Source organism: Streptococcus phocae, assembly GCF_001302265.1.
In the GTDB taxonomy this organism is placed as follows: domain Bacteria; phylum Bacillota; class Bacilli; order Lactobacillales; family Streptococcaceae; genus Streptococcus; species Streptococcus phocae.
In genome coordinates, this window is the sequence record NZ_LHQM01000030.1 from 12,224 (window position 1) to 36,687 (window position 24,464).

22 protein-coding genes are annotated in these 24,464 nt (G+C 40.8%); 21 read left to right on the forward strand and 1 reads right to left on the reverse strand.

Annotated features, from left to right (window positions below; translation table 11 throughout):
* Positions 1-83: 83 nt before the first annotated feature.
* From AKK44_RS06505 to AKK44_RS06545, 9 genes are all read left to right on the forward strand, one after another.
* Positions 84-278, forward strand: coding sequence for a F0F1 ATP synthase subunit C (locus tag AKK44_RS06505; RefSeq protein WP_037595922.1), 195 nt, complete (start codon positions 84-86; stop codon positions 276-278).
* A 144-nt stretch (positions 279-422) separates the two neighbouring features.
* A complete protein-coding gene (atpB, locus tag AKK44_RS06510) occupies positions 423-1,136 on the forward strand; it encodes a F0F1 ATP synthase subunit A (protein ID WP_054279014.1) in 714 nt (237 codons plus the stop codon).
* 15 nt (positions 1,137-1,151) lie between these two features.
* A complete protein-coding gene (atpF, locus tag AKK44_RS06515; RefSeq protein ID WP_054279015.1) occupies positions 1,152-1,646 on the forward strand; it encodes a F0F1 ATP synthase subunit B in 495 nt (164 codons plus the stop codon).
* Entirely contained in the window at positions 1,646-2,182 is a 537-nt protein-coding gene (locus AKK44_RS06520; RefSeq protein WP_037595918.1) for a F0F1 ATP synthase subunit delta, read from the forward strand. Before atpF ends, AKK44_RS06520 begins: the two co-directional genes overlap by 1 nt.
* Positions 2,183-2,197: 15 nt before the next feature.
* Positions 2,198-3,703 (forward strand): F0F1 ATP synthase subunit alpha, encoded by a 1,506-nt coding sequence (atpA, locus tag AKK44_RS06525; protein ID WP_054279016.1) that lies wholly within the window; start codon positions 2,198-2,200, stop codon positions 3,701-3,703.
* A gap of 18 nt (positions 3,704-3,721) precedes the next feature.
* Positions 3,722-4,597 (forward strand): F0F1 ATP synthase subunit gamma, encoded by an 876-nt coding sequence (locus AKK44_RS06530; protein WP_037595914.1) that lies wholly within the window; start codon positions 3,722-3,724, stop codon positions 4,595-4,597.
* Positions 4,598-4,781: 184 nt separating this feature from the next.
* Positions 4,782-6,188, forward strand: coding sequence for a F0F1 ATP synthase subunit beta (gene atpD, locus AKK44_RS06535; RefSeq protein WP_037595912.1), 1,407 nt, complete (start codon positions 4,782-4,784; stop codon positions 6,186-6,188).
* 12 nt (positions 6,189-6,200) lie between these two features.
* Positions 6,201-6,623, forward strand: a complete 423-nt coding sequence (locus tag AKK44_RS06540; RefSeq protein WP_054279017.1) for a F0F1 ATP synthase subunit epsilon — start codon at positions 6,201-6,203, stop codon at positions 6,621-6,623.
* Positions 6,624-7,142: 519 nt separating this feature from the next.
* Positions 7,143-7,289: a hypothetical protein gene (locus AKK44_RS06545; protein WP_236686666.1), complete on the forward strand. Its 147-nt coding sequence runs from the start codon at positions 7,143-7,145 to the stop codon at positions 7,287-7,289.
* A 214-nt stretch (positions 7,290-7,503) separates the two neighbouring features.
* Here AKK44_RS06545 and AKK44_RS06550 read toward each other — a convergent pair whose 3' ends face one another.
* A complete protein-coding gene (locus AKK44_RS06550) occupies positions 7,504-8,058 on the reverse strand; it encodes a hypothetical protein (protein WP_054279018.1) in 555 nt (184 codons plus the stop codon).
* A gap of 187 nt (positions 8,059-8,245) precedes the next feature.
* Between AKK44_RS06550 and AKK44_RS06555 the strand changes: the two genes are divergently transcribed.
* From AKK44_RS06555 to addA, 12 genes are all read left to right on the forward strand, one after another.
* Entirely contained in the window at positions 8,246-8,482 is a 237-nt protein-coding gene (locus tag AKK44_RS06555) for a DUF1146 family protein (protein ID WP_054279019.1), read from the forward strand.
* Between the two features lie 65 nt (positions 8,483-8,547).
* The gene (murA, locus tag AKK44_RS06560; protein ID WP_054279020.1) at positions 8,548-9,819 is read left to right on the forward strand and encodes a UDP-N-acetylglucosamine 1-carboxyvinyltransferase; all 1,272 of its coding nucleotides are present in this window, start codon (positions 8,548-8,550) and stop codon (positions 9,817-9,819) included.
* Between the two features lie 3 nt (positions 9,820-9,822).
* Entirely contained in the window at positions 9,823-10,011 is a 189-nt protein-coding gene (locus AKK44_RS06565) for a DNA-directed RNA polymerase subunit beta (RefSeq protein WP_054279021.1), read from the forward strand.
* Between the two features lie 30 nt (positions 10,012-10,041).
* A complete protein-coding gene (locus AKK44_RS06570) occupies positions 10,042-10,902 on the forward strand; it encodes a DNA/RNA non-specific endonuclease (protein WP_054279064.1) in 861 nt (286 codons plus the stop codon).
* Positions 10,903-11,188: 286 nt separating this feature from the next.
* The gene (pheS, locus tag AKK44_RS06575; protein ID WP_037595936.1) at positions 11,189-12,232 is read left to right on the forward strand and encodes a phenylalanine--tRNA ligase subunit alpha; all 1,044 of its coding nucleotides are present in this window, start codon (positions 11,189-11,191) and stop codon (positions 12,230-12,232) included.
* Positions 12,233-12,293: 61 nt separating this feature from the next.
* Entirely contained in the window at positions 12,294-14,699 is a 2,406-nt protein-coding gene (gene pheT, locus AKK44_RS06580; RefSeq protein ID WP_054279022.1) for a phenylalanine--tRNA ligase subunit beta, read from the forward strand.
* A gap of 77 nt (positions 14,700-14,776) precedes the next feature.
* Positions 14,777-15,154: an OsmC family protein gene (locus AKK44_RS06585; protein WP_054279023.1), complete on the forward strand. Its 378-nt coding sequence runs from the start codon at positions 14,777-14,779 to the stop codon at positions 15,152-15,154.
* On the forward strand, positions 15,147-15,527 hold the full coding sequence (locus AKK44_RS06590; RefSeq protein ID WP_394297604.1) for a YbgA family protein: 381 nt from the start codon (positions 15,147-15,149) through the stop codon (positions 15,525-15,527). The genes AKK44_RS06585 and AKK44_RS06590 overlap by 8 nt, the downstream gene beginning before the upstream one ends.
* A gap of 63 nt (positions 15,528-15,590) precedes the next feature.
* The gene (locus AKK44_RS06595; protein ID WP_054279024.1) at positions 15,591-16,667 is read left to right on the forward strand and encodes an ABC transporter permease; all 1,077 of its coding nucleotides are present in this window, start codon (positions 15,591-15,593) and stop codon (positions 16,665-16,667) included.
* 8 nt (positions 16,668-16,675) lie between these two features.
* On the forward strand, positions 16,676-17,341 hold the full coding sequence (locus AKK44_RS06600; protein WP_037595900.1) for an ABC transporter ATP-binding protein: 666 nt from the start codon (positions 16,676-16,678) through the stop codon (positions 17,339-17,341).
* Between the two features lie 166 nt (positions 17,342-17,507).
* On the forward strand, positions 17,508-20,747 hold the full coding sequence (gene rexB / locus AKK44_RS06605; RefSeq protein ID WP_054279025.1) for an ATP-dependent nuclease subunit B: 3,240 nt from the start codon (positions 17,508-17,510) through the stop codon (positions 20,745-20,747).
* Positions 20,737-24,375 (forward strand): helicase-exonuclease AddAB subunit AddA, encoded by a 3,639-nt coding sequence (gene addA / locus AKK44_RS06610; protein ID WP_054279026.1) that lies wholly within the window; start codon positions 20,737-20,739, stop codon positions 24,373-24,375. Before rexB ends, addA begins: the two co-directional genes overlap by 11 nt.
* The last annotated feature ends 89 nt before the right edge of the window (positions 24,376-24,464 follow it).

Consider the following 24,464-nt stretch of genomic DNA (forward strand, 5'->3'; position numbering starts at 1 on the left):
ATGATTTTATAGGAATTTGTTGACATTCTCTACATTAAAGAATAGAATAACATGGTACAAAAAATTTTAAGGAGTATTTTATTATGAGTCCTATTTTCGCATTGGCTTTAGCCTGTTTTGGTGTATCACTTTCAGAAGGTTTCTTGATGGCAAACCTGTTTAAGGCTGCATCTCGTCAACCAGAAATCATCGGTCAATTACGTTCTCTGATGATCCTAGGTATTGCCTTTATCGAGGGAACATTCTTCGTAACACTTGCAATGGCATTTATCTTATAAACGAGTGTCTGTCTCAGAAAAATAGATGGGCTGATATAGTCAAGAGACTACCTCTTTAGGTGAGTAGGCTGATTTTGTGCGTCATGCCAAATATCAGCACCTACTCGTTGATGCCCCTTGTAACTGAAAAAAGGAGGGATAAGGTTGGGAGAATTAACTCCAACACTGACACTAGGTCCTGTGACCTTTAATTTAACCCTGCTTGCCATGTGTGTAGTAACGATAGGCCTTGTTTTTACATTTGTCTACTCAGCTAGTCGTAACATGACGCTGCGTCCAAAAGGCAAACAGACTGTTCTTGAATTGATTTTGGATTTCATATCCGGAGTTACTGATGAGCACGTTGAAAAGCAACATCGCAGTCGTTATTCACTTTTCTTTTTCTGTGTTTTTCTTTTTGTAATGGTTGCCAATAACTTGGGTCTTATGACCAAATTGGAAACATTAGATCACTACAATCTTTGGACATCGCCAACAGCTAATATTGGATTTGACTTGTCGTTATCATTTTTGATTTCGATCATTTGTCAGGTCGAAGGTATTCGCCAACGTGGTTTCAAAGCATATGTTAGTCGTCTAATGAGTCCAAAAGTTATGGCGCCAATGAATCTTTTAGAAGAAGTCACTAACGTCTTATCTTTGGCTTTGCGTCTATACGGAAATATCTTTGCCGGAGAGGTTGTTACAGGATTAATCTTGAAGATTTTAGTTGCCAATGTGGCTTGGTTCCCTGTTGCTTTACTATTAAATATAGTATGGACAGGATTTTCTATCTTTATTTCATGTGTCCAAGCCTACGTATTTACCAAGTTGACATCAATGTATCTTGGTAAAAAAGTCAACGAAGAAGAAGAATAAGAAAGGAGAACCTGTATGGAGTTAACATTAGGTGAACTTATTGGGAATTTTATCCTAGTAACAGGATCAGTTCTTGTTTTGTATCTCTTGATTAGAAAATATGCTTGGGGAGCGATTAGCGGTCTTTTAGAAGAAAGAGCAGCTAAAATTGCTAAGGATATCGAAACTGCTGAAACTGCACGTCAAACAGCTAAAACATTAGCGCAAAAACGCGAACATGAATTAGCTGGTGCTAAAGAAGAAGCAAGCAAAATCATTACAGATGCAAAAGAAGTTGGTCAATCACAAGGTGATAAGCTTGTAGCAGAAGCTACTGATGAAGCGAGTCGCTTAAAACAAAAAGCATTAACAGATATTGAACAAAGTAAGTCAGAAGCCATTTCAGCAGTTAAATCGGATATGTCAGACCTAACTGTTCTCTTAGCCGAAAAAATTATGGGAGCTAATCTTGATAAGGAGGCTCAAAGCCGACTTATTGATAGTTATCTTGATGACCTAGGAGAAGCTTAATGACTAAAAAAGAACAGGCTCTTATAGAGCAATATGCAAAAAGTCTTGTAGAGGTTTGTTCTGAGCACGATGCTCTTGAAACCTTGCAGGCTGATGTGCTTGCTATTCTAGAGACTTTTAAAGCTACCGAACTTGATAAAATGCTATCAAGTCTAGCTGTTCCGCACGCTGATAAAGTTCAGTTGGTAAGATTACTTCAAGGAAATAATTCGGCATACGTCAATAATTTCTTAGACGTTATTTTGCACAATGAACGTGAGCAGTATTTGCATACTATTTTACAAACGGTATTGGCTGAAATAGCTGTTGTGACCAATCAATACGATGTGACCGTCACATCATCTGTTCCCCTAAACGAGGATCAAAAAGTACGCGTTCGTGATGTAGTAGCAAAAAAACTATCATTAAAAACAAATCAGTTGATTGAGCACGTTGATACTAGCTTAATCGGCGGATTTGTTATTAGCGTCAACAATAAGGTAATTGACACCAGTGTGCGTCGTCAGTTACAAGAATTTAAAATGAAATTAAAATAGAAAGTGGTGTGACTTTTGGCAATTAATGCACAAGAAATTAGCGCTTTAATTAAAAAGCAAATTGAGAACTTCCAGCCAAATTTCGATGTCACAGAAACTGGGATCGTTACCTATATTGGTGACGGTATTGCGCGTGCTCGTGGGTTAGACAATGCCATGAGTGGTGAACTTCTTGAATTTTCAAATGGTGCTTACGGGATGGCTCAAAACCTTGAGTCAAATGACGTCGGTATCATTATCCTTGGTGATTTTTCAACCATTCGTGAAGGTGATGTTGTGAAACGTACCGGGAAAATCATGGAAGTGCCAGTTGGTGAAGCTCTTATAGGTCGAGTGGTGAACTCACTAGGACAGCCAGTTGATGGCTTAGGTGATATTGCAACAACTGGTTTTAGACCGGTTGAAGCTCCAGCTCCAGGCGTTATGCAGCGTAAATCTGTTTTTGAACCGCTACAAACCGGCTTAAAAGCGATTGATGCTTTAGTACCTATTGGTCGTGGTCAGCGTGAGTTAATCATCGGAGACCGCCAAACCGGTAAAACAACCGTTGCTATAGATACTATCTTGAATCAAAAAGGTCAAGATATGATCTGTATCTATGTTGCAATTGGTCAAAAAGAATCAACAGTGCGTACGCAAGTTGAAACCTTACGTCGCTATGGTGCGATGGATTACACAATTATTGTGACAGCTTCTGCATCACAACCATCTCCATTACTCTTTATTGCACCGTATGCTGGTGTAGCTATGGCTGAAGAGTTTATGTACCAAGGCAAACACGTTTTAATCGTTTACGATGATTTATCAAAACAAGCCGTTGCATATCGTGAATTGTCACTCTTGCTTCGTCGTCCTCCAGGTCGTGAAGCTTATCCAGGTGATGTTTTCTACTTGCACAGTCGTTTGCTTGAGCGTTCAGCTAAAGTGTCAGATGCATTAGGTGGTGGTTCGATTACAGCTCTACCATTTATCGAAACACAAGCTGGTGATATTTCTGCCTACATCGCAACAAACGTTATCTCTATTACAGATGGTCAAATCTTCTTGCAAGAAAGCCTCTTTAACTCAGGGATTCGTCCAGCTATTGATGCAGGATCATCTGTGTCACGTGTTGGTGGTGCAGCGCAGATCAAGGCAATGAAAAAAGTTGCCGGAACCTTGCGTCTTGACTTGGCATCTTACCGTGAGTTAGAAGCCTTTACACAGTTTGGTTCTGATTTGGATGCGGCAACACAATCTAAATTGAATCGTGGTCGTCGTACAGTAGAAATCTTGAAACAACCGTTACACAAACCACTACCTGTTGAAAAACAAGTTGTGATATTGTACGCGTTAACGCGTGGTTTCTTGGACGATGTTCCTGTTGATGATCTCTTAGCCTTTGAAGAAGCCCTTTATGACTACTTCGATGTTCACTATGATGATTTATTTGAGGTCATCCGTACGACAAAAGACCTTCCTGAAGAAGCTAAACTTGATGCAGCTATTAAAGCATTCAAAGCGCAGTCACATTTTAACTAATAGAGGGGGGATACTAGTATGGTAGGCTCTCTAAGCGAAATTAAAGCTAAGATTAGTTCAACTGAAAAAACAAGTAAAATCACTAGTGCCATGCGTATGGTTTCTTCTGCTAAACTAATTAAATCAGAACAAGCAGCTCGTGATTTCCAAATTTATGCGTCTAAAATCCGACAAATTACAACAGACTTGTTAAAATCTGATTTAACAGCAGGGTCTGGAAATCCCATGTTGGCATCGCGACCGGTTAAAAAAACAGGTTACATTGTCATCACATCAGACAAAGGATTGGTTGGCGGATATAACTCTAAAATCTTGAAATCTGTTATGGACATGATCCAAGAGCACCACGCAGATGGTAGTTATGAAATTATCTCTATCGGCAGTGTGGGCTCAGACTTTTTTAAAGCCAGAGGCATGAATATCGCCTTTGAGCTACGTGGTCTTGCTGATCAACCAAGTTTTGAACAAGTAGGCAAAATTATTTCGCGCTCTGTGGACATGTTTGTGAACGAAATTTTTGATGAATTGTATGTTTGTTACAATCATCATGTGAACAGTTTAACCAGTCAAGTTCGTGTTCAACAGATGCTACCTATTTCTGATCTAGTTGCTAATGAAGCAGCAGAAGAAGGGGTCACTGGTTTTGAGTTGGAACCGAGTCGTCATATTATTTTAGAGCAGTTATTGCCTCAATTTACTGAGAGCCTTATCTATGGCGCTATTATTGATGCAAAAACAGCTGAGCATGCTGCCGGCATGACTGCAATGCAGACTGCCACAGACAATGCTAAAAATGTTATTAGCGATTTAACCATTCAGTACAACCGCGCACGTCAGGCAGCAATTACGCAAGAAATTACCGAAATTGTAGCTGGTGCAAATGCACTTGATTAAAACATTATAAAAGACCCACTCTTATAAAGGGGTCGACAACTGCCTATGTTACCTCATAAAGGGAACATAGCATACGGGATCTATTTATCAATCCAGCTGCTTGATACGGTTGGTCAGTCCTTGGTTTAACAATGGCTGAGATAAATAGAATAAGTCCCTTACTATCAAATATAAGGAGAAATACATGAGCTCAGGCAAAATTGCTCAGGTTATTGGTCCAGTTGTAGACGTTATGTTTGCTAGCGGAGACAAGCTACCAGAGATTAATAATGCATTGATAGTTTATAAAGATAGCGATAAAACACAAAAAATTGTCCTTGAAGTTGCTCTTGAACTTGGGGATGGTTTAGTTCGTACAATTGCTATGGAATCAACTGATGGGCTTACTCGTGGATTAGAAGTTCTTGATACTGGTCAAGCTATTAGCGTTCCAGTAGGAAAAGAAACCTTGGGGCGTGTTTTCAATGTCCTTGGTGAAACCATTGACTTGGAAGAACCTTTTGCAGCAGATGCAAGACGCGAACCAATCCACAAAAAAGCGCCAGCTTTTGATGAATTATCAACATCATCAGAAATTCTTGAAACAGGTATCAAAGTTATTGACCTTCTTGCCCCATATCTAAAAGGTGGTAAAGTAGGACTTTTCGGTGGTGCCGGGGTTGGTAAAACCGTTCTTATTCAAGAATTGATTCACAACATCGCTCAAGAACACGGTGGTATCTCAGTGTTCTCAGGAGTTGGTGAACGTACCCGTGAAGGAAATGACCTTTATTGGGAAATGAAAGAATCAGGTGTTATCGAAAAAACAGCCATGGTATTTGGACAGATGAACGAACCTCCTGGAGCACGTATGCGTGTTGCCTTGACTGGTTTGACCATTGCTGAATATTTCCGTGATGTTGAAGGACAAGACGTATTGCTCTTTATCGACAACATTTTCCGTTTCACACAAGCAGGTTCTGAAGTGTCTGCCCTTCTAGGGCGTATGCCTTCAGCGGTAGGTTACCAACCAACCCTAGCTACTGAAATGGGACAATTGCAAGAGCGTATCACATCTACTCAAAAAGGATCTGTAACCTCTATCCAAGCAATCTACGTACCAGCCGATGACTATACTGACCCAGCGCCAGCAACAGCATTTGCCCATCTTGATTCAACAACTAACCTTGAGCGTAAGTTGACACAGATGGGGATTTACCCAGCGGTTGACCCACTGGCTTCAAGTTCACGTGCTTTGTCACCTGAAATTGTAGGTGAAGAGCATTACGCTGTTGCAACTGAGGTTCAGCGTGTTCTTCAACGTTACCGTGAACTCCAAGATATCATTGCTATCTTGGGTATGGATGAGCTATCAGATGAGGAGAAAACTCTCGTTGGACGCGCTCGTCGTATCCAGTTCTTCTTGTCACAAAACTTTAACGTTGCTGAGCAATTTACCGGACAACCAGGATCATATGTTCCAGTTTCTGATACGGTTCGTAGCTTTAAGGAAATTCTTGAAGGAAAATATGATGACCTTCCAGAAGATGCCTTTCGTTCAGTTGGTCCAATCGAGGATGTTATCGAAAAAGCCAAAAAAATGGGCTTTTAGTGAGGTGGTGTCATGAGACAAATGACGATTCAAGTGGTAACACCAGATGGTATCAAGTATGATAATCAGGCTAAATTTATTTCAGTGAAAACGCCTGAAGGCGAAATGGGAATTTTGCCAGACCACATTAATATTATCGCACCGTTACAGGTGCATGAAATGAAGATTCGTCGCCTTGGTGAGGAAAATCAAGAAGTTGTGGACTGGATTGCTATTAATGGTGGAATTCTTGAAGTAAAAGATAATATGGTTACCATTGTTGCAGATTCTGCTGAGCGTGACTGCGATATCGATGTTAGTCGAGCAGAGCGAGCAAAACTGCGAGCAGAGCGAAAGCTTGCGCAAGCTGAAACAACTCATGACATTGATGAAGTTCAAAGGGCAAAAGTTGCCTTGAGACGTGCCTTAAATCGGATCAATGTCAGTAAAAAATAAAATGAAGAGTCCTAACTTGCAAGTCATTTCAAAGACTAGAATGAAACCTAATCTTTGAAAAGTCTTGTTTAACTTGATAGGTTTTAAATTTTTTATATTAAGTACTTTTGGGTGTTATCCCAAGGTGCTTTTTATTTTCATCACTCTTATTTTCTTAGAAATTGCTGTTTGTTACTTCAAAGATTAAAAATCTTTACATTGAGCTTCAATACATATATGAGAGTCTTTAAAAGAAGTCAGCATTAACTCAGTAAATAAGAAACTATGGTACATAGACTGCTTCGCCAAGAGATCCAATATTTATGACAATTAGTTTCCTTTGATTGATGGTATTTTTATGGAGAATAGGATACAACACTTTTATAGGAAAACTTGATACATAAGATGAATCATATGATGAAATCATCTTAAAACTGAAAAAATTAATAGCGGCTATATAGGTGAGTTTGTTTTAAGATGTTTTGTAGACTAAACTTAATATTTGATGTAACTTATTAGGAGGAAAAACACATAGAATTATTGAAAATCAATAATAAAAAAGCTAATCTCATTGATATTGATAATAAGGTTTGGACTGGAATGGCATATCATTATGACGCTGAAACAAATGAGTCTCTCGAAGATTTTATGGTCGAAAAAATAAAACAGGATATACAGAAATTATGAAGTCGGAAATCAAATCAATCGAAAGTGTTTTATAAGCAGTTAGCAATCAGCTACTTGATTTTTTGATAACTAAAAAACAGAGGTATTCTATCTCCTACCGCAGACAAGTCTGTTTCAAGGGGAGTTAGAAAACCGCTATTTTAGATTAAATGCTTTACCAACAAATCAATTTTCTCAACAGGAAACACAGAGACTGATTATAGCGCCGTACTTCTTACTTATCTTTTATGTTTGTTGTCCAATAATCATAGTTAGACTTAAGCCTATTTTTTGTTGTTCCGCTTGGAGCAATTTGTCTAATCCAATCAAGAAATTGCTTAGCTTCATCGGGTCCTAAAATTAATGTATTATCGACCATAATACCTTGAGACAATTGGTACACCATTCCAACTTCCTCATGTCGGCTTCCCATTATGCCCCTATGAATATAGAAACCATCTCTAAAAACATGCCCATAAGCATCTCTTAATGCTTGTCCATCTTTTATATGGTTTAAAGAAACATAATCAGCGACATATAATGAATACGGAGTGGTATTAGAACTTGACGAGATATTATCTTTTGATGAGTCTGCTGGAATAAATTCACTTGTTGAACTTTCAGATTTAGATGTAGAACTACTTTCAGTTTTAGAGCTAGATTCTTCACTGCTAGGAGTTTGAATTATTCTATCTTCATTGCTGAAACTATTCTTAGCAGTTTCTTTATTATTAGTGCAGCCGTTTAAAAAAAAGACTGATAATACTAAAATAATTAATGTTTTTTTCATTTAATACACCTCATAATTATTATATCATTTAAGTTACTGAAAAAGTTAGATAATAAGAAAAAGAGCAGATATTAGCTGTTTACTTTTTTAGCCATTAGATATTTTCCGTGGTCTTGTTGGTTACCTCTTTTTTTATGTTCAAAAATGAAAAGACGCTTTTTGGAGGGACTTTTGGTATAATAGGGATATGGAAACTATTAATCATTTTGTCATGTTTATGACACATCTAATATTTATCGGCGTGAGTTATCAGCTACTCATAACTCTTTTTGATTGGTCTAAGTTCATTTACAATAGGCCTGAGAATGTTGGCAAACTGCGTCTTTTTTTATTTTTAGTCGCTATTGCCATTGGTTATTTGGTTAGTCATTTTATGATAGAACTCATCCAGCTAAGCCAGTCTCTTTTTGTGGCTTTCCGTTAAGGAATCGCATCAGAAAGTATGGTATAATTTGACTATGAACTATGAGATATGAAACGGAGACTATTGTGGATAAAATAATCATTGATGGCGGAACGACCCGCTTAGAAGGAGTTGTCACAATTGAGGGAGCTAAAAATGCCGTTCTTCCTCTTTTGGCGGCTACTATTTTACCGTCGCAAGGTAAAACCATTTTAAAAAACGTTCCCGTTTTGTCAGACGTTTTTACTATGAATAATGTTGTGCGTGGTTTAGACATTGCAGTTGATTTTAACGAGGCTGCAAATGAGATTACGGTAGATGCTTCTGGTGACATCTTAGATGAAGCGCCTTATGAATACGTGAGCCAGATGCGTGCTTCGATTGTTGTATTAGGACCTATCTTAGCGCGTAATGGTCATGCTAAGGTCTCTATGCCAGGAGGTTGCACCATTGGTAGCAGACCGATAGACTTGCATTTGAAAGGTTTAGAAGCTATGGGTGCGGTCATTAAGCAGCATGGCGGTGATATCACGGCAACAGCAGAGCGTCTAAAAGGAGCCAACATTTACATGGATTTCCCATCGGTTGGTGCCACACAAAATTTGATGATGGCAGCGACCCTTGCCGAAGGTGTTACCGTACTTGAAAACGCTGCACGTGAGCCAGAAATTGTCGATCTTGCTCAGCTATTAAACAAAATGGGTGCTAATGTCAGAGGGGCAGGAACAGAAACCCTAATCATCAAAGGCGTTTCGTCACTAAAAGGTGTCGAACATGACGTGGTTCAAGATCGCATTGAAGCAGGCACATTTATGGTCGCTGCAGCAATGACTTCTGGCAATGTGTTAATCAAAGATGCTGTCTGGGAGCATAATCGTCCACTAATTTCAAAACTGTTAGAAATGGGTGTTTCTGTCACAGAAGAAGACGAAGGGATCCGTGTACAGGCAGATACTCTTAGCTTGAAACCAGTTGCTGTTAAAACTTTGCCACATCCTGGCTTTCCAACAGATATGCAAGCGCAATTTACAGCCCTTATGGCAACGGTCAAAGGGGAGTCTACAATGGTTGAAACGGTCTTTGAAAACCGATTCCAACACCTTGAAGAAATGCGCCGTATGGGATTGCAGTCTGAAATTTTACGAGATACTGCAATGATTCACGGTGGACATGAGCTGCAAGGAGCTCCTGTCATGTCGACAGACCTCCGTGCTAGCGCAGCCCTTATTTTAACAGGGATGGTGGCTAAAGGTAGAACAACGGTTAACAAGCTAAATCATCTGGATCGCGGCTATTACAAATTTCACGAAAAATTGGCTAAGCTAGGTGCTAAGATTCAGCGTATCAGTGAGGATTAGCCTATGACAACAGGTTGGAGATATGTCTTGCAACAATTCATGTTGTTAGCGCTTATTGCTTTTTTAGCGTGTTTGTTTTTGGCGATTGGCTTAGTGATTGGCTATGCCTTTATTGGTGATGGTCAGGATCCTTTGTCGATTTTATCAGTAGGTAAATGGGCAGAGCTAATCAGTAAATTTACAGGAAAGTAGGCAAGACCTACTTTTAATATGAAAGAAAAAATGTCAAAATTTAAACCAAAAACCAAAACTCTCAATGCCTTATTGTTAGGTGTGTTGCTTTTAGGGACGGGCTATCTGGTCAACGAGGATTACCTATCACCAGAAAATCCCATCGCTCAGGTTTATCAGGCAGTTATAGGTGATGACACAAAAACTGTCGCAACCGAGGAAACGGATGCTGCAAGACCGTCAAAAGAGTTAGCTGATTCGGTTATGACAGTTGCAGTAACCAAACAACTGGGTCAGTTTATTGAATGGAATGGAGCAGGAGCTTACATCATCAATAACAATAAAACGCCCTTAAATGCTCAAGTGGCAAGTCTTCCTTATGCCAGAAATGACACGAAAATAGTTAGAGGGCAAAAGGTTCCAACAGTGGCTAATGCTCTTTTGACAAAGAGCACACGACAATACCGTAATCGCCAAGAAACAGGTAATGGGTCAACAAGTTGGATGCCTCCAGGTTGGCATCAGCTTAGCGGATTACCTGGTCGCTACAATCACGCTGTTGACAGAGGGCATTTGATTGCCTATGCTTTGGTGGGTCGTCTAAAAGGTTTTGATGCTTCAACTAGTAATCCTGACAACATTGCAACGCAACTAGCTTGGGCTAATCAGGCTTCCTCGGAAGAATCGACGGGGCAAAATTACTACGAAACACAAATTCGTAAAGCGTTAGACAGCAATAAGCGAGTTCGCTACCGAGTCAGTTTGATTTATGATGGTGACAACCTGCTTGCCAGTGGGAGTCATCTGGAAGCCAAATCATCAGACGGTAGTTTAGAGTTTAATGTTTTTGTTCCAAATGTGCAAAAAGGGCTGACTGCTAACTATTACACAGGTGAGGTAGCATTGGACTAAACCGATGCTTCCTTTTGCAATAAAGATTGTCAGACGCTTGTTTTTTTGATAGAATAAGAGTAATTGAATAAAGGTCAGTGAGACTAGTATTAGTGTGGAAATTAACAGGGAGTGAGGGCCGTGACTGGAAGCCTTCTTAAGGGAAATGCTAAGAATTCACTCAGTAGGTGACCGAGTAATTAAGGTCTGATGAGTCAGATAAAAAACGGATGGTACCGCGTGTCAACGCTCCGCTAAATGGAGTTTTGGCATGCTTTTTTCATGGTTTCAAACAGAAGGGAATATAATGGACTTACAAACACAATTAGAAGACTTAAAAACTAAGACGCTGGAGCACCTTAAAGCGTTAACTGGCAACCACGGCAAGGAATTGCAAGAGTTGAGGGTTTCTGTACTGGGTAAAAAAGGGTCGTTAACCGAGCTATTAAAAGGGCTTAAAGATTTGTCAAATGATTTGCGTCCTGTTGTTGGCAAGCAAGTCAATGAAGTGCGTGATGTGCTGACAAAAGCTTTTGATGAGCAAGTGAAGGTCGTTGAAGCAGCGAGAATTCAGGCACAGCTTGAGGCTGAAAGCATTGATGTGACCTTGCCAGGGCGTCAAATGACCCTAGGAAATCGTCACATTCTCACACAAACCAGTGATGAGATTGAGGATATCTTTTTAGGAATGGGCTTTCAGATTGTGGACGGTTTTGAAGTTGAAAGAGACTACTACAACTTTGAACGCATGAACCTTCCGAAAGACCATCCTGCCCGCGATATGCAAGACACTTTTTATATCACAGAAGACATCTTATTACGGACTCATACAAGTCCCGTGCAAGCAAGGACACTTGATCAACACGATTTTAGCAAAGGTCCTTTAAAAATGATTTCACCAGGCCGTGTTTTCCGTCGTGATACAGATGATGCGACTCACTCACATCAATTCCATCAAATTGAAGGCCTTGTGGTCGGGAAAAACATTTCCATGGGTGACTTAAAAGGGACTCTTGAGATGATTATCAAAAAGATGTTTGGTGAAGAGCGTAAGATTCGTTTGCGCCCATCGTATTTCCCATTCACCGAGCCTTCTGTTGAAGTAGACGTTTCGTGTTTCAAATGTGGGGGCAAGGGCTGCAATGTTTGTAAAAAAACAGGCTGGATTGAGATTCTGGGAGCAGGCATGGTTCATCCAAGCGTCTTAGAAATGTCAGGAGTTGATTCTCAAGAATACTCTGGCTTTGCCTTTGGACTAGGGCAAGAGCGTGTGGCGATGTTGCGCTATGGCATTAATGATATTCGAGGCTTCTACCAAGGCGATCGACGTTTTGCTGAGCAATTTAACTAAGAGCAGTCTTAGATTTGCCTTGTGGCACAATCCGAAAATATAGAAAGAACAAAATAAAAGTATGCTAGTATCTTATAAATGGTTAAAAGAATTAGTGGATATTGACGTTTCGCCTGCCGAGTTGGCAGAAAAAATGTCAACCACAGGTATTGAAGTAGAAGGGGTTACAGTCCCGTCAGAAGGGTTATCAAAGTTAGTTGTTGGGCATGTTGTGTCTTGTGAGGATATTCCAGACACCCATCTGCACTTGTGTCAAGTTGACACAGGAGACGAAACTCTGCGCCAAATTGTTTGTGGGGCTCCAAATGTTACTGCAGGAATCAATGTTATTGTCGCGATTCCTGGGGCTCGCATTGCAGATAACTACAAAATTAAAAAAGGTAAAATCCGTGGGATTGAGTCTCTTGGAATGATTTGTTCCTTGCAAGAACTTGGTCTGCCAGAAGCCATTATTCCAAAAGAATTTTCAGAAGGTATCCAGCTATTGCCAGAAACCGCTAAACCTGGTGAGAGCATTTTTCCTTACTTGGACCTTGATGATGACATCATTGAGCTGTCAATCACGCCAAACCGAGCAGACGCTTTGTCCATGCGTGGTGTGGCTCACGAAGTCGCTGCTATTTATGGCAAAACAGTGTCTTTTGATAAGAAAAGCCCTGCAGAAGTCCCGCAGAAAGCTTCTGAACTGTTGTCAGTTGCCATTGCTTCTGATAAGGTGACCACTTATGCCAGTCGTGTGGTGACCAATATCACGGTCAAACCAAGTCCTCAATGGCTACAAAACCGACTGATGAATGCAGGCATTCGCCCAATCAATAACGTTGTCGATGTGACTAATTATGTCTTGCTTTATTTTGGTCAACCCATGCATGCTTTTGACTATGATAAGTTTGGCAATCACAACATTCTAGCGCGTGAGGCGCGTGAGGGTGAGCAATTGGTGACACTTGATGGGCAAGAGCGAGACTTGATGCCTGGTGATCTTGTGATCACTGTTGCGGACAAGCCAGTTGCCCTAGCAGGAATCATGGGAGGTCAATCTACCGAGGTTGATCATACCTCAAAGACAATCGTCTTAGAAGCAGCGCTTTTTGATGGTAAGTCTATTCGTCAAACCAGCAATCGTTTGAACTTGCGTTCTGAATCATCTTCACGCTTTGAGAAGGGTATCAATCATGAAACCCTGCTAGAAGCTTTAGATTTTGCTGGAGCCATGTTAGAAGAGTTAGCTGGCGGTAAGGTGCTATCAGGTCATTTGCAGGCAGGGGAATTAGATACGGAGCCGGTAGCGGTATCTACCAGTTTGGATTACGTCAATGTCCGTCTAGGGACAGACCTTACCTTTGCAGATATTGAGCAGGTCTTTGAAAAACTAGGTTTTGGTTTAGCAGGAGACGTAAGTCATTTTACCGTATCGGTACCGCGTCGCCGTTGGGACATCCATATACAAGCTGATCTAGTTGAGGAAATTGCTCGTATTTATGGCTATGATCGCTTGCCAACGACCCTCCCAGAAGCAGGGGGAACTGCTGCAGAGTTAACGCCGACACAGCTGTTACGTCGCAAATGTCACACCATAGCAGAAGGTCTAGGACTGACAGAGATGATTTCTTATGCCTTGACAACTCCTGAAAAAGCGACTGCCTTTTCAGGAGCTCCAAGCCATTTGACTGAGCTTATGTGGCCGATGTCTGTTGAGCGCTCCGCGCTTCGTCAAAACATTGTCTCAGGCATGCTAGATACGATTGCTTACAATGTCGCTCGTAAACAAGGTAATATAGGGGTTTACGAGATTGGTAAAGTCTTTGAACAAAGAGGAAATCCAAAAGCAGATCTACCAGATGAGCGTAACCATTTTGCTTTTGCCATGACAGGATTAATCACTGAAAAAGATTTTCAAACAGCAGCCCAACCTGTCGATTTCTACCATGCCAAAGGTATTTTAGAGCAATTATTTGCTAAACTCGGTTTAGTGGTAGACTACCTACCGACTAAGGACCTGGCCCATATGCATCCGGGTCGTACTGCATTAATTCAGTTAGGCGAGCAAGTATTAGGTTTTGTAGGGCAAGTGCATCCACAGACCGCCAAAACCTATCATATTCCAGAAACCTATGTGGCGGAACTTGACTTGACTACTATCGAAAGCTTGTTGCCAGAACAGCAGACTTTTGTTGAGATTACTAAATTCCCAGCCATGTCACGCGATATTGCCATGCTAGTTCCTAAAGAGACTAGCCATCAAATGATTCTATCGGCGATTGAGTCAGCAGGAGTGAAACGCTTGACCGATGTGACCTTATTTGATGTTTATACAGGTGCCAATATTGACGAAAATAAAAAATCAATGGCTTACAGCCTAACCTTCCAAAATCCAAACGATAGCTTGACTGATGAAGAAGTCACCAAATACATGGATAAGATTACTAAATCTCTGGTCCAACAGGTCGACGCAGAAATCAGATAATCACACAAGCAAAAAACCATCCTTGAGGATGGTTTTTTGTTATAATTGAGGGAGAAGATAGCAAAAGGAGGAATGCCATGTATCAAACAACAATTACAGGAGACGGACTTTATCATACCCGCTCTAATGGATATGGTTCAGAAATTGAGTTATTCGCCGCTACAGAAAAAGGCGAAACTCCTATGAGCCTCTTGCTAATCGCTTTAGCTTCTTGTGTCACCATGTGTGTGCAGAGCTATTTCAAACGTGAATTTGACCGAGAAGATTTAAAGGTTGATATCCAAGCTAATTATGATGGGAGCTCCTTTCAATTGAGCATTCTATTGACAGAGAGTCTATCCTTGGAACAAAAAGCCTCCTTATTAGCTTATGTGGACACTTATTGCCGTGTTAAACAGCTCCTCAGCACAGATGTGCCTATCGTTATCGACTTTAGAGGTGATGTTAATGACTAATTTAGCAACTTATCAAGCTCAGTGGGCCTACCAAAAATACTGGGTTATGGCACACTCACAGCAACACTACAATCAGCTGCGCCTATTATTCAAAGGTAATGATTGGTCGCAGGAAAAAGCCCAACAATTTGATGAGCTAATTGCCGAAGCTGAGCGGATTGAGCCAAGCACCAAAACCTTGCGCACTGCTTATCAACACGTTTGGGGTTACTTCAAGAAGTCAGCTACTCCTAGTGAGAAAGAGCGGTTTAAAGAATTGGATGACGGCTTAGAAGACCGAGCTAGTGAGATGCTTGTTTTTTTACAAGACTTGACAGCTCTCTATCAGCCAACCTATTTACAACAGTCCCGTTTGATTTTAGAAGGGGTCTGAGCACGAAACAGCAGGTATGTTGATAGCAGTCAGCTATCTGTTTTAAGAAACAAAGGAGATGTTATGTTTTTAGCAATCAATGAAATGAAACAAGCCAAGCTACGCTATGGTTTGATTATGGGATTACTTTTTTTAATTGCCTATTTGATGTTTTTTTTATCAGGTCTATCGTTTGGTCTGATGCAAGAAAACCGTTCGGCAGTTGATAAGTGGGACGCAGATACCGTGTTGTTGTCAAAAGACGCAGATGCTAGCTTAAACTTATCATCACTAGAAGCTGATCAAATTTCAACCATAAAAGCAGATAAAGTTGCCCCTCTAGCACAGCTAGGTTCAGTGACTTGGTCTGTGAAAAAACCAACTGAAACAGACAAAGAAAAAGTCAGTTTTTTCGGGATAGATCCAAAAACCTTTTTGAAACCAACACTGACCAAAGGTAGAATGTTTCAATCAGACCAAGAAGTGGTTATTGATGAAATCATGGCTGAAAAAGGAGGTTTTCAACTAGGAGACAAACTCTACGTCTCAAGTCTCGATAAGGGGTTTACCATAGTTGGTTACACCAATAAAGCTAGTTTTAGCGTGGCACCAGTTGCCTACATGACTCTGGAGGCATTTCAAGAGTTGAAATATGGGGACAGAGCGACTAAACAACCAAAACAAGTGAATGCGTTTATTGTTCAAGGAAAGTTAGATAGCTACCCAAAAGCTGATTTTCAAAAATTGACAATTAGTGATTTTATCACGAAATTACCAGGTTATAGTGCACAGAACCTGACTTTTGGTTTTATGATTGGTTTTTTAATTGTCATTTCAGCCATTATAATTGGTATCTTTATGTACGTGTTAACAATTCAAAAGGCCCCTATTTTTGGCATTATGAAAGCACAAGGCATTTCGAACAAGACAATTGCTAATGCTGTCTTGTCGCAGACCTTTATCTTGAGCCTATTGGGTAGCAGTTTTGGTTTACTTGGGACTTGGCTTAGTTCACAAGTGTTGCCAGCTGCTGTTCCCTTTCAAAGTAACTGGTACTTGTATGCACTAATCTTAGTAGCTATGGTTACTTTTGCAGTGATGGGCACCTTGTTTTCAGTTCTAGCTATTGTTAGAATTGATCCATTAAAAGCGATTGGATAGGAGTTAACATGACGGTATTAGAATTTAAAAATGTGACAAAATCATTTAAAGATGGTAGTCAAACCATTGAAGCCCTCAAGGAAACCAATTTTTCAATTTCAGCAGGTGAGTTTGTGGCCTTGGTCGGTCCATCTGGGTCAGGGAAATCGACCTTTTTGACAATCGCAGGAGGCTTACAAACCCCAAGTTCGGGTCAATTTTTGGTAAATGGTCAAGATTATACCAACTTATCTGAAAAAGAGCGAGCAAAATTACGATTTAATGACATCGGCTTTATTTTACAGGCTTCTAATCTGATTCCTTTTTTGACAGTGAAGCAACAGTTAGAGCTGGTAGATAAATTAAACAAAACAAAGCAAGAAGACAAGCGGCAAAAATTGTTTGAGGACTTAGGCATTGACAAGTTGGTGAATAAACTGCCTCAGGATTTGTCAGGTGGTGAGCGCCAGCGAGTAGCTATTGCTAGGGCCCTATACAATGACCCTGTGATTATACTAGCAGATGAGCCAACGGCTAGTTTAGATACTGAGAAGGCCTTTGAAGTGGTGAATCTGTTAGCAAAAGAAAGCAAGGAACAAAACAAAGCTATTATCATGGTTACCCATGATGAACGCATGATATCATTTTGTGATAAAGTTTATCGCATGCAAGATGGAAATCTCAGCCAAGACTAAGGGAAACTTAGCTTATAACATCATAAGCACACAAGCAGCATCACTCTAGAAAGACGTGATGACTTCTTGTGTGTTTTTGTGATGTGAAGCAGGACATTGATAGGAAAAGAAGGTGGCATTTGTTATAATGGAACCACCAGTATCAGATTGAGGCAAAAGGAGTCCTATGAAATTACTATATACAGACATCGCCCACTCATTAACCGATATCCTCGTCAAAGAAGCAAAAGGTTATGCTGATGAGGGATTGCGTGTGTTTTATATCGCCCCTAACTCCTTGTCTTTTGAAAAGGAAAGGGCTGTTCTAGAATTACTTCCAGAGCAGGGGTCATTTTTAATCACGGTGACGCGCTTTTCACAGATGGCGCATTATTTGACATTGTCCAAGTCCATCTCAAAAGAATCTTTAGACGACAATGATTTGTCCATGATTATGTATCGGGCATTGATGACTTTGAACGAAGATCAGCTAAAGGTTTTTAACCGTTTGCGAACAGATCAAGCTTTCATCAAGCAGTTGGTTGACCTTTATAAGGAATTAAAACAAGCTCAGTTGACCGCTTTTGACTTGACCGGTCTTGAAAATCCAGATAAACAGGCTGATTTTATCACTATTTTCAATCGTGTTGATGCGATTATTGCTCAAGGTAACTATGATCAAGACAGCCAACTTAGCCATCTGGCTGAGGCGATTCAAAGTGGCGATTTAGATGATGCATTAAGGAAAACCGTTGTCATCATTGATGGCTTTTCACGCTTTTCTGCAGAAGAAGATCATTTGCTAACATTGTTGCATGCCAAATGCCACGATATTGTTGTGGGGAGCTATATCAGCCAAAAAGCTTATCAGCAATCGTTTATCCAAGGCAATATCTATCAGGCCAGTGTTGATTTTATGACAAGTCTCGCCCAGACGTTTCAAACCAAGCCGATCTACCGCTCTTCAGAAATGGTTTTTGATCCCTCCTTTTCACGACTGACCCAGCTTTTTGAGGCTGGGCACGATTACTCAGTACTGGACCAGACGCTGAGCGAAGAAGATAAAAGCAAGGTGACCATTTGGCAAAACATCTCTCAAAAAGAAGAAATAGAGCATGTTGCAAAAGCCATTCGACAAAAACTTCAAGACGGTTACCGTTACAAAGACATGCTAGTGCTTTTAGGTGATGTGGATGCTTATCAGCTCCAAGTGGGGCATTTATTTGATAAATTTGAAATTCCCTATTATTTTGGTAAGACAGAATCCATGTCAGCTCACCCCTTGGTGCAATTCATAGAGTCCTTGGAGAGAAGCCTCCGCTACAACTGGAGACGTGATGACATTGTCAATTTGTTGAAATCGGGTTTATATGGTAATTTTTTAGAAAAAGACCTGGACCAACTAGAGTACTATTTAGATTTTGCTGATATTAAAGGATTTACCAAGTTTTCTCGTCCTTTTAGCATCAACTCCTCTAGGCACTACCCACTTGAGCGATTAGATCAGATTAGGCTTGAGGTCGTAACTCCCTTGCAACAGTTATTTAAAAGTCAGAAACAGTTAGGATCATCTCTGCTAAAAAAACTCACGAGTTTCTTCAAGACCATCCGATTATCAGAAAACATTATCACTTTATCAAGCAACCGATCAGAAGCTGAAATGGACAGAGATGAGGAGGTGTGGAAGACCTTCGTTGGCATTTTAGAATCTTTCCATCGCATTTTTGGCATGGAAAAAATGACGTTATCAGATTGCCTGTCTCTGATTAAAGCAGGCATGCAAGCAGCGAATTATCGAACAGTACCAGCAACTGTTGACGTGGTATCAGTGACGTCTTATGACCTTGTTGAACCTCACTCTAGACCATTTGTTTTTGCGATTGGGCTTAGCCAGTCTCATTTTCCAAAACAAGTCACTAATACGAGCCTGATTTCTGACCAGGAAAGGGCTCTAATCAATGAAGCCACAGAAACTCATCAGCGTTTTGAAATTCCAACTGCTGAAAATCTTAAAAAAAATCATCAAACAGCCTTATCATTGTTTAATGCTGCGACGTCAGAGTTGGTGCTTAGCACCCCGCTATCTCTCAATGAAGTGCCTCAGGAAATGTCTCCCTACCTTGAGGAACTCATCAGTTTTGGCGTGCCACTAGTAGAAAAAGGCAAGAACTTGTTATCAACATCGCCAGAAGATATTGGCAACTACAAATCTTTATTGTCTCGCTTAATTGATATCAATCGACAAGCTATTTCTGAGGAAATGACTGACGAGGATAGAACTTTTTGGACAGTGGCGCTTAGGTATCTAAAACGACGATTACGTGAGGAGGATATGGTGATTCCTACTTTTGAAAATCACCTCGCCACTAAACCACTAGATGCTAAGGTCATAGAAGCCCGCTTCCCAAGTGATCAGCCGATAAGGCTATCGTCGTCAGCTTTAACTATTTTTTACAACAATGAATACAAATACTTTTTAGATTATGTCCTAAGGTTACAGGAACTCGAGTCTATTCATCCAGATGCTCGTATTCATGGTCAGTACTTGCACCGTGTTTTTGAGTTGGTCATGCAAGACCAACGCGATTTGCCGTTTGACGACAAGTTAGGAGAGGCGATTCAACAGACAAATCAGCAATCAACTTTTTTACAAGCCTATCATGATGATGCTGAAGGGCAGTACAGCCTCGAGGTCTTAGAAGATATAGCCAGAGCAGCAGCACGCGCTTTGCCTACTGATCAAAACTTGCAGGTTTTGCGTCAAGAAGCTCCATTTGAATGGGACCTAGACGAGAATGTGGTTGTGCGAGGCATGATTGACCGTGTGGACCGCTTGCCAGATGGTAGTTTGGGAATTATTGATTACAAATCGAGCGCCAATACGTTTGACATTGAGCAGTTCTATAATGGACTAAGCCCACAGTTAATCACCTATCTAGCAGCCTTGGCAAACGGTAGTGATGACAAGGATTCCGCCAGTCTGTTTGGAGCCATGTATTTGCATTTGCAAGAGCCGAAATTAGAATTGGCAAAATTTAAACAGTTGGACAACAAGTTGGTTGAGGCGATTCATAAAGAATTGACCTATAAAGGCATTTTCATGGAAGCTAAAAAAGAGTTTTTAGCTAATGGCAGTTATGCCATTAAACAATCTCTATATAGCCCTGAGGAGATTGAAACCTTGCTGGATGTTAACCAGAAACTTTACCAATCAGCGGCTCAGCGTATCAGACAAGGGCATTTTGTTATTAATCCCTACACCAAAGACGGAAAATCGGTTCAAGGAGATCAACTGAAAGCCATTACCCGATTTGAAGCAGATCTTGATTTGGGTCAAGCCAGACGCTTAGTGACCTTTCCTGCTAGACAAAAACGTCAGGCTTTCTTTGAGCTCATGATGACGGAGGACAAAAACGATGACATTTGACCCTTTTTTAACGCCAGAAGCCATTACTGACTTGCAGCAAAAAGAGCAACTGTCAGATAAGGCGCAAAAGCGAACAGCGCAACAAATTGAAGCCATTTACACCAATGGGCAAAATGTTCTGGTATCTGCCTCAGCAGGCTCTGGGAAAACATTTGTGATGGTTGAGCGTATCTTGGATAAAATCAAGCGCGGGATAGGCATTGACCAACTCTTTATTTCCACATTTACTGTCAAAGCTGCAACAGAGCTACGAGAGCGTATTGAAAAGCGACTAGTAGCAACCATTGCTAAAACCTCTGATGCGCAACTAAAAGCTTATTTCAACGACCAATTACAATCTCTTTCTCAGGCAGATATTGGCACCATGGATGCCTTTACCCAAAAATTAGTCAGTCGGTATGGCTATACCCTAGGGATATCACCTCATTTTCGAATCATGCAGGATAAAACTGAGCAAGACTATTTGAAAAAGGAGGTCTTTAGCAAGCTTTTTGCCAGCTACCTAGAAGGCACGCAAGGACAGCTATTTAAGGCTTTAGTCAAAAACTTTTCAGGAAATCGAAAAGATGCCACAGGCTTTAGGCAAGTGGTTTATCAAATTCATCAATTTAGCCAGTCAACGGATGACCCTGAAAAATGGCTGAAAGAGCATTTTTTAAGAGCTGCCAAAACCTACACGAGTTTTCAAGACATTGCTGACAAAGATGTCGAGGCTTTGCTGATTTGTATGCAGGATACCGCTGACCAACTCAGAGATGTGACCGATTTAGAAGGTTATGGGCAAGTAAAAAAAGACGGCAAACCCACTGCGAAATATGTTAAACATTTGCAGCAGATTGAGTCGCTTTACGAATGGGCCTTGCATTTTGAGAGCCTTTATGGAAAATCAGGTTTGAGCCGTTTGGCCCAAGACCTAACAGCCCTCTTGCCTTCTGGCTCAGATGTGACGGTTGCTGGTGAAAAATACCCTGTCTACCGTCCTTTACAGCATCGATTGACGAGGCTCAGGCACATGGAGACTATTTTTGCCTACCAAGCAGAATCCCTTCCTTTATTAGAGGTGTTGCAAGGTTTTATGCTTGATTTTTCGAGAGACTACCTGTCTGTCAAAATGGCTGAAAGTGCTTTTGAATTTTCTGACATCGCACATTTTGCCATTCACATTTTACAGCAAAATCCAGACATCAGACAAGCCTATCAAGGCCATTACCACGAAGTTATGGTTGATGAGTATCAAGACAACAACCACATGCAAGAGCGTTTGATAGAACTGCTCTCAAATGGGCAAAATCGCTTTATGGTGGGGGATATCAAGCAGTCAATCTACCGATTTAGACAGGCAGATCCCCAGATTTTCAACACAACCTTCAAAGATTACCAAAATAACCCTCAGCATGGGAAACTGATTTTGCTCAAGGAAAATTTCCGCAGCCAATCAGAGGTTTTAGACACCACCAATGCTATTTTTAGCCATCTCATGGATGAGGATTTAGGAGAAATCAACTACGACGACAGCCACGCCTTAGTCGCCGGTAGTGATCGTCAAAAAGCTCCACAACCTCAAAACAAAACCCAGTTATTACTATACAACACTGACAAAAATGAAGAATCAGAAGAAACCTCAGCTGATGTTGGTCAACTATCACCAGCCGAAGTCAAAATGGTTGTGAAAGAAATTATTCGACTTCACAACGAAGAGGGGGTTACGTTTGATCAAATCACTTTGTTAGTTTCTTCGAGAACACGTAACGATGGCATTTTACAGACCTTCAATCAGTATGGGATTCCATTGATTGTGGACGGTGGTCAGCAAAATTACCTCAAATCCGTTGAGGTGATGGTCATGTTAGACACACTAAGAAGCATTAACAATCCTTTAAACGATTATGCCTTAGTGGCCTTGATGCGCTCACCGATGTTTTCATTTGACGAGGACCAGCTAGCTCGGATTGCTCTTCAAAACCAAGAAACGCCATATGTTGAATCCTTCTATGAAAAAATTGAAAATAGCCTTCTGAAAAAAGGGGCACACACCTCCCTGATGCCACAAGACCTGACTGAGAAATTGACAGATTTTGTCGCAACGTTGACCTCGTGGCGACAATTTGCCAAAGTGAACTCGTTGTATGACTTGATTTGGAAAATCTTTAATGACCGTTTTTACTTTGACTTTGTTGCGACTCAGCCAAAGGCAGAACAGGCTCAGGCAAATCTTTACGCCCTGGCCTTTCGTGCTTATCAATTTGAACAATCTGGCTACAAAGGCCTTTCTCGCTTTATTGGCATGATTGACAAGGTTTTGGAAACCAAAAATGACTTGGCAAATGTTGAGCTGACAAGCCCTAAGCAAGCGGTGAATCTGATGACTATCCATAAATCCAAAGGTTTGGAGTTTCCTTATGTCTTTATCTTAAACAGTGACAAGCGTTTTTCGATGACCGATTTGCAAGCACCTGTTATGTTGAACCGCCAGAATGGCATTGGCATCAAGTATCTGGCAGACGTCAAAAAAGAACTAGAAGAAACATCACTAGCCTCAGTCAAGGTGATGATGGAAACCATGCCTTATCAGATTAATAAGCAAGCATTGCACCTGGCAACATTATCAGAACAAATGCGCCTTTTGTATGTGGCAATGACTAGAGCAGAAAAAAAACTATATCTAGTCGGTAAGATCAGCGAAAGCACTGACTTATCCTTTGAGAATGATCAGCGCAGTGGCAATCATTTGGCTTTAGAGCTGCGAAAACGTCTGACCAGTTTTCAAGACTGGTTGCTGGCAGTTGCGGCGGTGTTTAGCAAACAAGACTTGCACTTTGACATCAATTATTGTTCGGATGAGGAGTTGACGTCAGAAGCTATTGGGCAACTTAAAACCCCCGCTGTTTTACAGGCTGACGATGTGAGCAACAATCGCCAGACTCCTGACATTGCGCGTGCTTTAGACATTTTAGAGAATGTCTCTCGTCTCAATGACACTTATCAAGCGGCCATTAACCTACCAACAGTGAGAACTCCGAGCCAACTCAAAGAGCGGTACCAGCCATTAATGGGGACAGAGGAGATTGAGGTGATTTCAAAAGCCTATCCCCAAAAACGTGATTTTGACTTACCTGATTTTACGAAAAAAGGAAAGGTTCTCCCCCATCAAATAGGCTCTAGCTTGCATGAATTAATGCAGCGCATTCCAATCTCAAAAGACCTATCAGAGGCTGATATTGAAAAAGCCCTTGAGATGGTAGGAGCTGATGAGGCTGTGAAGGAAAAAATTGATCTTGATAAGGTTAATAGTTTCTTTGAAACAACAACTCTCGGAAAACTCATGAAACAACATCCTGAGCGATTGAACCGTGAAGCCCCATTTGCCATTTTGCGCCAAGACCCTGAGAGTAAAGAACAGTATGTTGTTCGAGGAATTATTGATGGGTATCTGTTGTTTGACGATTACATCGTCTTGTTTGACTACAAGACAGATCGCTACACGCACGCTCAAGAGCTGCAAAAACGGTACCAACATCAGATGGATTTATATGCAGAAGCTCTCCAACAAGTTTATGGCATTAACCAAATTGACAAATACCTTGTTTTAATGGGAGGCACCAAACTAGAAGTTGTCTCTGTTTATTAAGATACTTATCACTAAAGATTAGTAAAAGTTGTGGCAATTGCTGCAACTTTTTTGCTGGGCTCAGTTTAGCCTTGATTTTTGTATTTTTA